This window comes from Paractinoplanes aksuensis (genome assembly GCF_024137025.1).
Classification (GTDB): Bacteria; Actinomycetota; Actinomycetes; order Mycobacteriales; family Micromonosporaceae; genus Actinoplanes; species Actinoplanes aksuensis.
In genome coordinates, this window is record NZ_JAMYJR010000033.1 from 197,708 (window position 1) to 210,728 (window position 13,021).

The window sequence follows — 13,021 nt, forward strand, 5'->3', positions numbered from 1 at the left end:
TCAGACACCCAGTTCGGCCAGGTCGTCGGCGGTCAGCTTCAGCTCGGCCGCCTCGGCCGAGTCACGGATGGTCTCGGGGCGGCTGGCCCCGGGGATCGGCACCACCACCGGCGACTTGGCCAGGTGCCAGGCCAGGCAGACGCGCTGCGGGCTGACCCCGTAACGCTCGGCCACCGAGGCGAACTTCTCGGCCTGACCACCCAGCTCGGACGCCTTGCTGATGCCGCCCAGCGGCGACCAGGGCAGGAAGGCGATGCCCAGCTCGTCGCAGAGCCGCAGCTCGGGCTCGGACGACAGGAACGCCGGCGAGAACTGGTTCTGCACCGAGACCAGCCGGCCGCCCAGGATCTCTTGCGCCTGGCGGATCTGGTCCGGGTTCGCGTTCGAGATGCCGGCCATCCGGATCTTGCCCGCGTCGAGCAGGTCACGGATCGCGCCGACGGCGTCGGCGTAGTCGGTCTTCGGGTCGGGCCGGTGGTATTGGTACAGCCCGATCGCCTCGACACCGAGCCGCTTGAGCGAGGCCTCGCAGGCCTGCCGCAGGTAGTCCGGCGAGCCGTTCACCGTCCAGCTGCCGTCGCCCGGGCGCAGGTGCCCGCCCTTGGTCGCGACCAGCACGCCCGACGTGTCCCCGCCATAGGTGGCCAGCGCGCGGGCGATCAGCGACTCGTTGTGGCCGACCTCGTCGGCGCCGATGTGATAAGCGTCCGCGGTGTCGATCAGCGTGATGCCCGCGTCGAGCGCGGCGTGGATCGTGCGGATCGACCGCTCCTCGTCGGGCCGGCCCTCGATCGACATCGGCATGCCGCCGAGCCCGATCGCGCCGACCGTCACGTCACCGATGCGGCGACTCTGCATGATCAAAACCTTCTTCCCGTACGGGGGCCTCGCGCCCCCACAGAATTCTCCTACCCACACAGCACCGGAAAACCCGGCGGATCGACTAACATTGCCGCGATTTCCGGCGATGACCAAGCGAGGCGACATGCGGTGGTTCCGGCTCGGCTCCGGGCGGCAGAAGGATCCCGCCGCTGGTCAGGCGCTGGTCGACGACGTGCGGGGGCGGTTCGGGCCACACCTGCCGCAGTCGTTCCGCGAGCAGGCCGAGGCCGTGATCCCGTTGCTGAGCGGCGACGAGGGCGTGGTCGCGGCGGCCGCCATCCTGCGCGAGTTCGCCGATGACGCATACGCCGCCGTCCGGGCCCAGGCGCCGTACGCCTTCGACCGGGCCGACTACCGCTCGTTGTTCGCGGCGGCGCGGGGCAGCCTGCGCTGGCCGCTGTTCGAGCTGCCATGCCGCCTGCACCCGTACATCCAGGTCAGCGCGGCCGCCGCGGTGATCAGCGCGGAGGCCAAGCGGGCGGCCAAGCAGACCGACCCGGCCCCGCTGCTGGCCCACATCCTCGAGATCCTCGACCTCACGATCGACGGCTGGGAGTTCGCCCGCGTCCGCCCCGACACCGACGGCGCGACCCTGGCCCACCGGTTGATCGGCGCGGCCCGCGACCTGCGCGGCGCGATGAGCGACGAACCGCCGCTGCCGCAGCCGGTTCGTGAGCTTATGCGCCGCAACCACACCGTCGACGTCTACGACCCCCAGTCGCCCCAGGTCGTCGGCGGCTTCAACCCGGGCAAAGAGATGCGCGAGGCCCTGCTCGCCTAGGAGTCGCTGGAGCGAGCCCAGAGGTTGATGCCCGACTCGGTGGCGTACTTGTCGATCTCGGCCAGCTCGTCGGCCGTGAATCTCAGGTTGCCCACCGCGGCCACGTTGTTCTCGAGCTGGGCCACGCTGCTCGCGCCGAGCACGACCGAGGTCATCCGCGGGTCGCGCAGGGCCCAGGCGATGGCCATCTGGGCCAGCGACTGACCGCGGCGCCGGGCGATCTCGTCGAGCGCCCGGATCTTGCCCAGGTTCTCGTCGTTGATCCAGTCCGGGGTCAGCGACTTGTCCTCGGTCGCGCGCGAGCCCTCGGGCACGCCGTTGAGGTAACGGTCGGTGAGCATGCCCTGGGCCAGCGGCGAGAACGCGATGCAGCCGGCGCCGTCCCGCTCCAACCGGTCGAGCAGGCCGCCCTCGATCCAGCGGTTCAGCATCGAGTACGACGGCTGGCTGATCAGCAGGGGCGTGCCGAGCTCGCGCAGGATGACCGCGGCCTCGGCCGTCTTCTCCGGCGAGTACGACGAGATGCCCGCGTACAGGGCCTTGCCCGCCTTGACGGCGGCGGCCAGCGCGCCCATCGTCTCCTCGATCGGCGTCTCCGGGTCGTGCCGGTGCGAATAGAAGACGTCGACGTAGTCCAGGCCCATCCGCTTCAAGGACTGGTCGAGCGACGCCGTCAGGTACTTGCGCGAGCCCCAGTCGCCGTACGGGCCGGGCCACATGTCGTACCCAGCCTTGGTCGAAATGACGAGCTCGTCGCGGTACGGGGCGAAATCGGTGGCCAGCACCCGCCCGAAGTTGCTCTCGGCCGAACCGTACGGGGGCCCGTAGTTGTTGGCCAGGTCGAAGTGCGTGATGCCCAGGTCGAAGGCGCGGCGCAGGATGGCCCGCTGGGTCTCGAGCGGCCGGTCGTCGCCGAAGTTGTGCCACAGCCCCAGCGACACCACCGGCAGCTTCAGCCCCGAGCGGCCGGTGCGGCGGTACTCCATGGATGCGTAACGGTCCGCGTCGGCGGTGTAGATCTCAGTCACCTGCCCAGCCTTGCCCGAGATCAGCCCCCTGTCCACGGGCTTGGGGGATTCGGCGCGACGATCGGCCCACACTCTTCAGCAGATCGACCGAGCGCCATTACGTAGCGGCACCACTACGCCATCTACAACCATGCCCGCCGCCGGGCCGACGACGGGGTCCACGACATCGCCGGGCTGGGCTTCGGGCGGCCCTCCGCGCCGGTCGGGCCCGGCTATCCCCGGCCCACGGCCGGCATCGAGGGCCTGCCGGGGCCGTTCACCACGGGCATCGACGCGGCCGTCGACGGCTACTTGTTCCGGGGCGGCGACTATGTGCACGTCGTCGACCCCGGCGGAGAGCTTCGGGTGGACGGACCGCCGCGCGGCATCCAGGACGACTGGCCCGGCCTGGTCGAACTGCTGCCGGCCGGGAAGGCCAAGGCCCAGGTGCTGGTCTGGATCACCGACGCCGTGCGGCACCTCACCGTGCCGTTCGACCCGCTCCTCGCGACCGCGCTGTCCAGCCACTTCCACGTGGCCCCGATGGCCGGCGCGGCCGAGAAGGCGACCACCATCACGCCGGCCGAGCGGGCCGCGCTGCTGCTGCACGAGGCGGTCCGGGCCGTCGATCCGGCCGCCTCGGCACAGTCGCCCTCGGCACAGTCGCCCTCGCTCCAGTCGCCCTCGCTCCAGCCGCCCTCGGCCCTGCCCCCGAGTGGTATGTCTCCGACGCCGAGGCCGACCGCCTGCGCGTGCCGCACACCCGCGACGACCCACGCTGGCCCACCCGCTACGACCGCACGCCCACGGCCGCGGCGTTGCACAACCCTTCGGCGTACGCGGCCTTCGCGCGCCACCTCTCCCTCGGCCGCGACGTCCGACCGAGGCGCAAATCATGACCGTACGCGGCGCCCGGGTCGATCTTGCGGCGCCCGCCGATCTCAGACCGTAGTCCGATGTGCTCCGGCGGCGGCCCCGCCACACTTGCCGGGTGAGAAAACGGTGGATGGCAACCAGTGTGGTGGTTCTGCTGGCGGCGATCGTCGGCGGGCTGGCCTTCGCCTACCCGTCGGCCGCCGCGACCACCTGTCCCGGCTGCTACGGGCTGACGCGCGTGCAAGACGGCCTCTGGAGCGAGCGGGGTCTCACCGCGGCCCAGCGCGACCAGCTGACCACGCTCGTGGCCGACGCCCGCCGCCGCGTCGCCGATTTCTACGGCGGCCGCGAGTCCGACCCGCGCCTGGTCGCCTGCTTCACCGACGACTGCTACGACCGGATCGGGGGCGGCGGCGAGAAGGGCATCGCCATCCTCAACCGCGCCGTCATGCTCTCGCCACGCGGGCTCGACGCCGTCATCGCTTCCCACGAGATGTCCCACGTCGAGCTGCACGAGCGGCTCGACGGCGAGGTGCCGCAGTGGTTCGACGAGGGTCTCGCCGTCGTCGTCTCCGACGATCCGCGCTACCTGGGCGAGCGCTGCGCCGGGCCGGTCGACGCCGGCCCACTGCCCGAGACCCTGCCGGCCTGGCTGAAAGCCGCGAGCGCCGACCAACAGGTCTACTCCCGGGCCGGGTGCCGGGTCAGCCGATGGCTCGACGCCAACGGCGGCCCACCGGCCGTACTCAAACTCATCGATCAGCTCAACCGCGGTGAGGCGTTCGGAAGCGTTACGGTGAGGCCATGACGCTGCGCGAGACGCCACCGTTCCGGGCCGACCACGTCGGCAGTCTGCTCCGCCCGGCCCGCCTGCTCGAGGCGCGCGAGCGGCGCGCCACCGGCGAGATCGACGCCGACGAGTTGCGCGCCACCGAAGACGCGGCCATCCGCGACGTCGTGCGCATGCAGCGCGACGTGGGCCTGCGCTCGGCCACCGACGGCGAGTTCCGCCGCACGTCGTGGCACATGGACTTCATCTACCGCCTCGGTGGCATCCACCCGACCGACGAAAAGATCCAGGTCCACTTCCGCAACGCCGAGGGCAACATCGACTTCGAGTCGGCCGCGCTGGCCGTCGACGCGCCGATCCGGCTGACCGAGACCATCTTCGGCGACGACTTCGCCTACCTGCAGTCCATCGTGGACGAGGGCGTCAGGGCCAAGCTGACCATCCCGTCGCCCAGCATGGTCCACTACCGCGGCGGCCGGGCCGCGATCGATCCCGCTGTGTATCCCGACCACGACCAGTTCTGGGCCGACCTCAGCGCCGCGTACGCCGAGCAGGTGCGCCGCGTCGCCGGTCTGGGCTGCCGCTATCTGCAGCTCGACGACACCAGCCTGGCCTATCTCAACGACCCGGCCCAGCGCCGCCTGCTGACCGAGCGCGGCGACGACGCCGAACACCAGCACCTGCGCTACATCCGCCAGATCAACGCGGCGATCGCCGACCGCCCCGAGGGCCTGGCCGTCACCACGCACATGTGCCGGGGCAACTTCCGCTCGTCCTGGACGGCCGAGGGCGGCTACGACTTCGTGGCCGAGGCCCTGTTCAGCGAGCTGGCCGTCGACGGTTTCTTCCTCGAGTACGACGACGAGCGCTCCGGCGACTTCGCCCCGCTACGCTTCGTCCCGCCCGGCAAACAGGTCGTGCTGGGCCTGGTCACCACCAAGCGCGGCGCCCTCGAGACCAAGGACGCCCTGAAGCGCCGCATCGACGAGGCCGCCCGCTACGTCCCGCTCGAGCAGCTGTGCCTGTCCCCCCAGTGCGGCTTCTCGTCCACGGTCGAGGGCAACGTCCTCACCTACGACGAAGAGGTGGCCAAGCTGGCCCTGATCGTCGAGACCGCCGAGGAGGTCTGGGGCTAGGGCAGCCAGTCCCCCACTAGTTCCTCGCTCGCTTTCCACAGCTCCCGCCGACGCTGCACGTCCGGCCCGGGCAGCCGGACTCCGTCGGGGCCGTAGAAGCCCGGCTCCCGCCCGTTCACGGCCAGCGCCACCGGTGTCTGGGCCGCCCGCACCGGGTCGGTGCCGACCCGCTGCTGCACGGCGTTCAGCACGAACCGCAGCGGTGCCGGAACACCCGGCGCATCCCGGAAGACGCGGGTCTTCACCAAGCCGGGAAAGACACAGCTCACGGCGATCTCCGGCTGCCGCTCGGCCAGTTCCACGGCAAAAGCGTCGCAGGCGAACTGGGTCCGGCCCGCGATCCGCAGACCCCGGCCGCCGCGCCGCAGGTTCAGGTCGTCCATCGGCCCCAGCGTGTCGCCGTAGCGCCCGGCGTTGGCCACCAGCACCACCCGCCGGGGCAACAGCTTTCGTATGAGCAGATAGCGCGACAGATAGTTGAGCACGAAGGCCCGCTCCAGCCCCTCGCTGGTGTGCTCGGCGCGCAGCGTGAACACGCCCGCGCAGCACACGATCGCCGCCGGCCGGCCGCTCACCTGGTCGGCGACCCACGCGGTCTCGCTGAGCAAACTCAGATCGGCCCGGATCATCCCGTGCCGCCCGACTGTCAGCGCCCTCTCCCCCAGCGCGGCCGCGACCGCGCCGCCGATCCCCGTTGATCCCGTGACCAGCACATCTCTCATACCTCGACGCTAGGAACGGACAGCGGGACAATCCATGTGTGTTCGTCCCGCAGACCACACCGGACGTCCTGGGCTCGGTGCTGCGCGAAATCAGCTTCGCCAGCGCCGCCTACCGCTGGATCGAGATGGGCACCCCGTTCCGCCTCGTCTTCAACCGCCCCGGCTTGCGCGGCGTCCACCTGATCACCGCCGGCGCCTGCGACCTGGTCCTCCCCAGCAGCGCCGCAACCCCACTGACCGGCGGCGCCGCGCGGCCACTGACCGACAGCCCCACAACACCGCTGCCCGGTGGCTTGGCCAACCCGCTGCTCGGCGGCTCGGCAACCCCCATGACGGGCGGCGTGACCCCGTCGCCCGGCCGCTCCGCAGCCCCACCGGCCAGCGACTCCGTGACCCCGCCGCCCACCGGCTCCGAAGCCCCACCGGCCGGCAGCTCCGTGATTCCGCTGACGGCCGGCGACACGGTGATCCTGCCGCGGGGCGATGACCATGAGCTGCGCAGCGGGCGCGCCGCCACGGCGATCTCCGGTTTCGAGATGGCTGCCCGCACCCCGGGCGCCCGCCTGCGCGGTGGTGGACCGCAGGTCGCGGTCACCATCGTGTGTGGAGCGTTCATCGCCGGCGACCCGGACCATCCGGCGCTGCGCGGCCTGCCTCCGGTGCTCTTCGTGCCCGGCACGGACGGCCGCCCGCCGGCCTGGCTGGCACCGTACGTCGAGGTGCTCCGCCAGGAGGCGTTCGACGCCGGCCCCGGCAGCGACATCGTCATGGCCCGCCTGTCCGACGCGCTGGTCACCCGCGTACTGCGCGAACACGGCCCGCTGACCGACCACCCGGGCTGGCTCGCCGGTCTGGCCGACCCCCACCTGGCCGCCGCCCTGGGCGCGCTGCACACCGACCCCGCCCGCCCCTGGACGCTGGCCTCCCTGGCCGCGGTGGCGGGCTTGTCCCGGACCGCCTTCACGGGCCGCTTCGCCACCACCGTGGGCGAGCCACCGATGCGCTACCTGCAATCATTGCGCCTGCACCAGGCCCGCCGCCTCCTCCGCGACGAACGCCTCACGGTCGCGGCCGTGGCCGCCCGAGTCGGCTACACCTCGGGCGTAGCCTTCGCCGCCACCTTCCGCCGCGTCCTCGGCATCCCCCCAGCCGAATGGCGCCGACGGGCGACAGACTGCGCAACGGATCGGTGCGCTCACGAGCCGGGCTGGGCGCCACGACCACCCACCGCGTCGTGCCGGACCGCAGGGTGACCTCCGTGTCCTTCGACGGCCGGAACCTCGTGTGGTCGGATTGCGTGCGTGAAGGCGGCGAGGACAAGCAGTGCGTCATCCGGTACGTGGGGCGTTCCACCGCGTCCTACGCCGGGCAACGGGTGCACGACGTGCAGGGTGACTCCCGGTGGGTCTTCTACGCCAACTCCACCGGCGTGCACCGCCACGCCCGCTGAACATGATGATGCCCCGGGCGGCAGGTCGCCCGGGGCATCAAGCGTGTGCGTGTTACTTGACGGCGCCGGCCGTGAGGCCGGCCTGGATCTGGCGCTGGAAGATCGCGTACACAATGATCATCGGGAGGATCGTGAGGACCAGGGCGGCGAAGAGGGTCGACCACTCGGCCTGGTAGCCGGCCGACACGCTGATCTGGGCGATGCCCTGGGTCAGCAGCAGTTTCTGGTCGGCGCCGGGGCCGCTCATGATGACCACCGGCAGCAGGTACTGGTTCCACTGGCCGACGATGTTGAAGATCGTGATGCTGACCAGGCCGGAGCGCGCCATCGGCATCATGATCTGGAAGAACTTGCGGATGTGGGACGCGCCGTCGACGGTGGCCGCTTCCTCGATCTCGTACGGCAGGCTCTTGAAGAACGCGGCCAGGAAGAAGATCGTGAAGGGCAGCGAGTACGCGATGTACACCAGGATCAGGCCGGTGAACGAGCCCAGCAGCCCGATCCCCTTGAGGATGTAGAACAGCGGCGCCAGCGCCATGAACGTCGGGAAGGCCAGGCCCGAGACGAAGAGGTAATAGATCGCGCGGTTACCCGGGAACTTGTAGCGGGCCAGCACGTACGCCGCCATCGCGCCCAGCAGCATCGTGCCGGCCGTGCTGATGACGACCACGAAGACGCTGTTGATGAAGTAGCGCCCGATGTGGGCGTCGCTCCACGCGTTGACGTACGTGTCGAACGAGAACGAGTTGGGCAGCGCGAACGGCTTGCCCAGGAAGATCTCGGTGTTGCTCTTGAACGACGCGAGCAGCACCCACAGCAGCGGGCCGGCCGTGATCAGGGCCCACGCGACCAGGGCGACGTGCGACAGGCCGGTGGCGATCTTGAGGTCGCGCTTGGGTTCCGGCGCGCGGCCCGCGGAGAGGGGCTTGGTGCCGGGAGTCTTGGTGATGGTGGTCATCGTCTCGCCTCTCGCCGATCAGGCTTCGACGGATTCGCGGCGGGTGGCCGAGAGCGTCACCCAGGCGAACGTAAGGGTCAGGAAGAAGAGCACCACGCCCAGCGCGGAGGCGTAGCCGGCCTGCGAGAACTCGAAGGCGTTGCGATAGATCATGAGGCTGAGCACGGAGGTCGCGCCGTCGGGGCCGCCGCGGTCGACGGTCATGATGTTGACCAGTGCGAACGCGTCGAAGGCGGCGATGCCGAGGTAGACCCAGGCGACCTGCACCGTGTTCCAGAGCAGCGGGATCGTGATCTTGAAGAACAGGGTGACCCGGCTGGCGCCGTCGATCGCGGCCGCCTCGTACACCTCGGTCGGGATGTTGCCCATGCCGGCCGAGAACAGGACGACGTAGAAGCCCACGGCCTGCCACACCAGCACGACGAGGATGCAGCCCATCGCGTAGCGCTCGTCGGCCAGGAACAGCCAGGGCGACCACGAGTCCGGGAACAGGCCGTTGATCATGCCGCTCTTGTCCGGACCGAAGACCCGGCCGAAGATCACCGCGACGATGGCCAGGGCCAGCAGCTGCGGGAAGAAGAAGATGATCCGGTAGACCTTGGAGCCCCAGACGCCCCGGATCACGCCGCCCTTCTGCCCGCCGCCCACGTTGAGCAGGAAGGCGAAGATCAGGGCGAGGACGACCGTGATGATCGGCAGGAAGACCAGCAGGAAGATGTTGTGCTTGATCGACTGCCAGAAGGTGGTGTCGTCCCACATCTTCTTGAAGTTGTCGAAGCCGACGAAGTTCTCGACCGGGCCGAGGCCCGACCACTCGTAGACCGACAGGTAGAAGGCCTGGATGTACGCCCAGACCACGAAGGTCACGTAGAGCGCCACCGGCACGACAAGGAAGCCGATGATGAAGGGATACTTGCCGTGCCGCATGGCGCCTACCGTCCTGCCTTACTAGTTGCTATCGAAGATCAGCTGCGGGTGAACTTGGTGACCGAGGAGTCCTTGGCCACGGCCTGGGACGCCTTCTCCATGCGGTCGCAGAACTTGGCCGCGTCGTAGTCCTTGAACATGAGGTCGTTCGCGGCGGCGCGGGACTCGTCGTCGAGCTTCTTGTACCAGGTGTCGAACAGGTAGCCCATGAAGATGTCCTTGCCGGCCTTGGTCACCGCGTCGTTCGCGCTGGTCAGACCGGGAGAGATCGTCTGGCCGTCGGACGCGCCCGCCACCACCGTAAGCGACTTCGTGAGCTTCGTGAACTCCAGCGCCGCTTCCTTCGAGAGCATGGTCCGCAGGTACTCCTTGCCGCCCTGCGGGTTCTTGCCCTTGGCCGCGGCGAAGTAGATCTCGCCCGCGGCCGCGTTGATGGCCGTCGCCGGCAGCTTGTCGGCCGCGGTGACGCTCGGGTACGCCGCGATCGCGTACTCGAAGCCGGCCGGGGTGTCCTTGGCCTGCTCGTTCTCGAGCCAGGAGCCGCACGGGTAGAACCCGACCTTGTCCTGGTTCTGCTGCAGCTGGACCTCGGTGTGACGCAGGCCGAGGAACGTCTTGTTGATGTAGTTCTTGCCGATGCCGGCCCAGGCCTCGGCCGCCTGCTTGACGGCGTCGTTGGTCCAGGCGCCGGCCTTCAGGTTGTCGATGTCCTTGAGGACCTGCTCCGAGCCGATCTTGCCGGCGCTGGTCATGATGGCCCGCACCATGTAGTACGACGCGTTGGCGCCCGCGTAGCCGAACGGCACGACGCCCGCGGCCTTCATCTTGTCGCACAGCGCGGTGAACTCGGCCCAGGTGGTGGGCGGGGTCCAGCTGTTCTTCTTGAACAGCGCGGCGTTGTACCAGAGACCGAACACGGTGTACGCGTAGTTCACCGCGAACGGCTTGCCGTCGTAGCTGCCCTGCTCGATCGCGCCCGGCACCAGGGTGTCGGCCACGGTCTTGCCCTGGATGTCGAGCGACGGCGCCGCGAACAGGTCGGTCAGCTCGGCCGCCTGGCCCGCCTTGACGATCGCGCCGAAGTCCATCAGCTTCGAGCCCGAGTTGTTGATCATGTCCGGCGGGTTGCCACCGTTGATGCGGGGCTGGATGACCGTCGAGATCTCTTCGGTCTGCGAGTACGTGACCTTGGCCTCGGGCCACTTCTTGTTGAACAGCGGCGTGTCCACCTTGGTGGCGTAGTCCGTGCCCAGACCGCCGTTGAAGATCACGATTTCGACGCCGGCCTTGGGGTCGATGCCGAGCGGGTTGTCCGCCGACTTCGTACCGGTGGCCTGGTCCGGCGTGCCCTCGTCCGAGCTGCCGACACAGGCGCTGAGCATGCCCACGGCAGGGGTGGCCAGAAGACCGACAGCAGCCGCGCGACGCAGCAGCGTACGGCGGTCCAGTTCGGGCTTCGGGAATATGTCGGTCACAGCATCTCCTCAGTGCTTGCTGTATTGCTGCCTTACTGGTGTTGAGTCCTGATCATCCCTTGACCGCGCCGGCGGTGAGGCCGGTCGCGATATTGCGCTGAATGATCAGGAAGAAGATCACCACGGGGATGGAGGTGATGATCGCACCGGCCATGAGGGGCCCCCAGGCGGTACCGCGCGTTGTCTGGTTCTGCAGCAGCCAGGCCATCAGGTTCTGCTTGTCCGGGCTGTTGAGCGTGTTGATGATGATGAACTCGTTCCAGGCCTGGATGAACCCGTAGACGCTGGTGGCGACCAGACCGGGGCCGGTCAGGGGCAGGATGATCCGCCAGAACACCTGGGAGCGGGTGCACCCGTCGATCAACGCCGCCTCGTCCAGCTCCCGGGGGATGCCGGAGATGAAGCCACGAAGCGTCCAGACGGTGTAGGGCAGGATCAGCACGAGGTAGGTGATGCTCACACCGATCAAACTGTTGGTCAAGTTGAACGTCTTGAAACCAAGGTTGACGTTCTGCAGCATCAGGAAGAGCGGAATGAGCAGCGACAGGAACGGGATCAGCTGCACCACCAGGACGACCAGGATGATCGCCTTGCGGCCGTAGAACTGGAACCGCGCGATCGCCAGCGCCCCCAGGAAGCCCACGACCAGCGCGCCGGCCACCGCGAAGAGCGTGATGATGACGCCGTTGAGCATGTCCTTGAGGAACAGCGGGGCCTTGAAGGCGGAGATGAAGTTGTCGAAGGTCGGGTTGCTGGGCCAGAACCCGGGCTCCAGCGCCAGCACCTCGTCGGCCGGCTTGAACGCGGTGTTCAGCACCCAGTAGACCGGGAACAGCATGAACACCCCGAAGACGATGCCGGCCGTGTTGGCCAGGATCGTGCCGGAGCGGCTGCGGCCGACGGTGATCACGCCTTCGTCGGCCTTGGCCTTGCGCCGCTTGAGCGGGACGGTGGAGGCCGGCGCGGGCGCGGCGGGTCTCGCGGGGGCGACCATCAGTCCACCTCTCCGATCCGGAACATCTGCCGGATATAGAAGATCATCACGCCGAGCATGAGCAGCACCGTGATCACTGCGATGGCCGAGCCCAGGCTGTACCGGGACTGGCCGAAGGCCTGCGTGTACGAATAGGTCGCGAGCGTCTGGAACTGCGGTTCCGGGTGGCCGTCGCGCAGCACCCAGGCCTGCGTGAAGAGGCCGAAGTTCCAGATCACCGAGAGCGTGGTGACGATCGTGATCAGCGGCTTCAGGATGGGCAGGATGATGTTGCGCAGCGCCTGCCACGGGGTGGCGCCGTCGACCGTGGCCGCCTCGAGCAACTCCTTGGGCACCTGGGTCAGGCCGGCGTTGAGCGTGATGGCCAGGAACGGGATGCCCGCCCACACGACCAGCGTGGTGATGACGCTCCAGCCCTGCCACGGGTTCACGAACCAGCTGTGGTTCTGGTAGTCCACCCCGGGCAGCTTGTCGACCAGGTAGTTCACGACGCCGAAGTCGGAATCGGTCATCCACCGGAAGATCTGAGCCGCGACCAGCTGGGGCAGCGCCCACACGAACATCATGGCGACCACCATGAACATCCGGACGCCGCGGGTGACCCGGCGCATCAGCAGCGCGATGCTCAGACCGAACACGACCGAGATGATGACGGAGACGAAGGTGAAGGCGACCGTGCGCCCGACCACCGCCCAGAAGACCCCGTCGGTGAGCACCCGCGTGTACTGGTCGAAGCCGACCCACGGGGGCGTGCGCCCGCTGAGCAGCTCACGCAGGCGCATGTTCTGGAAGGACAGGACGAGCATCCGGATCAGCGGGTAACCCAGCAGTCCGGCGATGAGCAGGAGCGCGGGCAGGGCGAGCAGCCACGGGGTACTGCTGCTGCCACGCTGACGGCGGCGCTTGGGCGCGACATGACCGGGGACCCGGCCCTGCTGCGACCGGCCGGGGTCGTCCGGCCGCCGGGTCGCCGGGGAGTCGACGACAGACATCGGCTTTCCCTTTCTGAAGGGGCTGGCAAGC

The 13,021-nt window shown here is 69.1% G+C and carries 14 protein-coding genes; 5 read left to right on the forward strand and 9 right to left on the reverse strand.

The window, feature by feature from the left end; translation table 11 throughout:
* Positions 1-858: an aldo/keto reductase gene (locus tag M1L60_RS31085; RefSeq protein ID WP_253241094.1), complete on the reverse strand. Its 858-nt coding sequence runs from the start codon at positions 856-858 to the stop codon at positions 1-3.
* A gap of 109 nt (positions 859-967) precedes the next feature.
* Here M1L60_RS31085 and M1L60_RS31090 point away from each other — a divergent pair, with 109 nt between their 5' ends.
* Positions 968-1,663 (forward strand): hypothetical protein, encoded by a 696-nt coding sequence (locus tag M1L60_RS31090; protein WP_253241095.1) that lies wholly within the window; start codon positions 968-970, stop codon positions 1,661-1,663.
* On the opposite strand, the gene mgrA is transcribed toward M1L60_RS31090, so the two are convergent.
* A complete protein-coding gene (gene mgrA / locus M1L60_RS31095) occupies positions 1,660-2,649 on the reverse strand; it encodes an L-glyceraldehyde 3-phosphate reductase (protein ID WP_253241123.1) in 990 nt (329 codons plus the stop codon). The two genes, M1L60_RS31090 and mgrA, sit on opposite strands and share 4 nt — an antisense overlap.
* 350 nt (positions 2,650-2,999) lie before the next feature.
* Complete coding sequence (locus M1L60_RS31100; RefSeq protein WP_253241096.1) at positions 3,000-3,431, reverse strand: hypothetical protein; 432 nt, start codon at positions 3,429-3,431, stop codon at positions 3,000-3,002.
* A 245-nt stretch (positions 3,432-3,676) separates the two neighbouring features.
* Between M1L60_RS31100 and M1L60_RS31105 the strand changes: the two genes are divergently transcribed.
* On the forward strand, positions 3,677-4,354 hold the full coding sequence (locus M1L60_RS31105) for a hypothetical protein (protein WP_253241097.1): 678 nt from the start codon (positions 3,677-3,679) through the stop codon (positions 4,352-4,354).
* Positions 4,351-5,472, forward strand: a complete 1,122-nt coding sequence (locus M1L60_RS31110; RefSeq protein ID WP_253241098.1) for a 5-methyltetrahydropteroyltriglutamate--homocysteine S-methyltransferase — start codon at positions 4,351-4,353, stop codon at positions 5,470-5,472. The genes M1L60_RS31105 and M1L60_RS31110 overlap by 4 nt, the downstream gene beginning before the upstream one ends.
* Here the strand turns inward: M1L60_RS31110 and M1L60_RS31115 are convergent.
* Positions 5,469-6,194 (reverse strand): Rossmann-fold NAD(P)-binding domain-containing protein, encoded by a 726-nt coding sequence (locus tag M1L60_RS31115; RefSeq protein WP_253241099.1) that lies wholly within the window; start codon positions 6,192-6,194, stop codon positions 5,469-5,471. The genes M1L60_RS31110 and M1L60_RS31115 overlap by 4 nt on opposite strands.
* 38 nt (positions 6,195-6,232) lie before the next feature.
* Between M1L60_RS31115 and M1L60_RS31120 the strand changes: the two genes are divergently transcribed.
* Entirely contained in the window at positions 6,233-7,447 is a 1,215-nt protein-coding gene (locus M1L60_RS31120; protein WP_253241100.1) for an AraC family transcriptional regulator, read from the forward strand.
* Positions 7,448-7,452: 5 nt separating this feature from the next.
* Entirely contained in the window at positions 7,453-7,644 is a 192-nt protein-coding gene (locus M1L60_RS31125) for a hypothetical protein (RefSeq protein ID WP_253241101.1), read from the forward strand.
* A gap of 52 nt (positions 7,645-7,696) precedes the next feature.
* Here the strand turns inward: M1L60_RS31125 and M1L60_RS31130 are convergent, their stop codons facing one another.
* Genes M1L60_RS31130 through M1L60_RS31150 form a run of 5 tightly spaced genes read right to left on the reverse strand, consistent with a single transcriptional unit; the run spans position 7,697 to position 12,990 of the window.
* Complete coding sequence (locus tag M1L60_RS31130; protein WP_253241102.1) at positions 7,697-8,602, reverse strand: carbohydrate ABC transporter permease; 906 nt, start codon at positions 8,600-8,602, stop codon at positions 7,697-7,699.
* Positions 8,603-8,620: 18 nt separating this feature from the next.
* On the reverse strand, positions 8,621-9,529 hold the full coding sequence (locus M1L60_RS31135; protein WP_253241103.1) for a carbohydrate ABC transporter permease: 909 nt from the start codon (positions 9,527-9,529) through the stop codon (positions 8,621-8,623).
* A gap of 38 nt (positions 9,530-9,567) precedes the next feature.
* A complete protein-coding gene (gene ngcE / locus M1L60_RS31140; RefSeq protein WP_253241104.1) occupies positions 9,568-11,004 on the reverse strand; it encodes an N-acetylglucosamine/diacetylchitobiose ABC transporter substrate-binding protein in 1,437 nt (478 codons plus the stop codon).
* A gap of 52 nt (positions 11,005-11,056) precedes the next feature.
* The gene (locus tag M1L60_RS31145) at positions 11,057-11,998 is read right to left on the reverse strand and encodes a carbohydrate ABC transporter permease (RefSeq protein WP_253241105.1); all 942 of its coding nucleotides are present in this window, start codon (positions 11,996-11,998) and stop codon (positions 11,057-11,059) included.
* Positions 11,998-12,990 carry a carbohydrate ABC transporter permease gene (locus M1L60_RS31150; protein ID WP_253241106.1) on the reverse strand — a complete coding sequence of 331 codons (993 nt, stop codon included), beginning with the start codon at positions 12,988-12,990 and terminating at the stop codon, positions 11,998-12,000. Before M1L60_RS31150 ends, M1L60_RS31145 begins: the two co-directional genes overlap by 1 nt.
* Positions 12,991-13,021 lie beyond the last annotated feature (31 nt).

Excerpts from the sequence above, each read along its gene's own strand:
- M1L60_RS31085 (WP_253241094.1), bottom strand. The coding sequence starts at position 858 with ATGCAGAGTCGCCGCATCGGTGACGTGACGGTCGGCGCGATCGGGCTC.
- M1L60_RS31090 (WP_253241095.1), top strand. The coding sequence starts at position 968 with ATGACCAAGCGAGGCGACATGCGGTGGTTCCGGCTCGGCTCCGGGCGG.
- mgrA (WP_253241123.1), bottom strand. The coding sequence starts at position 2,649 with ATGGAGTACCGCCGCACCGGCCGCTCGGGGCTGAAGCTGCCGGTGGTG.
- M1L60_RS31105 (WP_253241097.1), top strand. The coding sequence starts at position 3,677 with ATGGCAACCAGTGTGGTGGTTCTGCTGGCGGCGATCGTCGGCGGGCTG.
- M1L60_RS31110 (WP_253241098.1), top strand. The coding sequence starts at position 4,351 with ATGACGCTGCGCGAGACGCCACCGTTCCGGGCCGACCACGTCGGCAGT.
- M1L60_RS31115 (WP_253241099.1), bottom strand. The coding sequence starts at position 6,194 with ATGAGAGATGTGCTGGTCACGGGATCAACGGGGATCGGCGGCGCGGTC.
- M1L60_RS31130 (WP_253241102.1), bottom strand. The coding sequence starts at position 8,602 with ATGACCACCATCACCAAGACTCCCGGCACCAAGCCCCTCTCCGCGGGC.
- M1L60_RS31135 (WP_253241103.1), bottom strand. The coding sequence starts at position 9,529 with ATGCGGCACGGCAAGTATCCCTTCATCATCGGCTTCCTTGTCGTGCCG.
- M1L60_RS31145 (WP_253241105.1), bottom strand. The coding sequence starts at position 11,998 with ATGGTCGCCCCCGCGAGACCCGCCGCGCCCGCGCCGGCCTCCACCGTC.
- M1L60_RS31150 (WP_253241106.1), bottom strand. The coding sequence starts at position 12,990 with ATGTCTGTCGTCGACTCCCCGGCGACCCGGCGGCCGGACGACCCCGGC.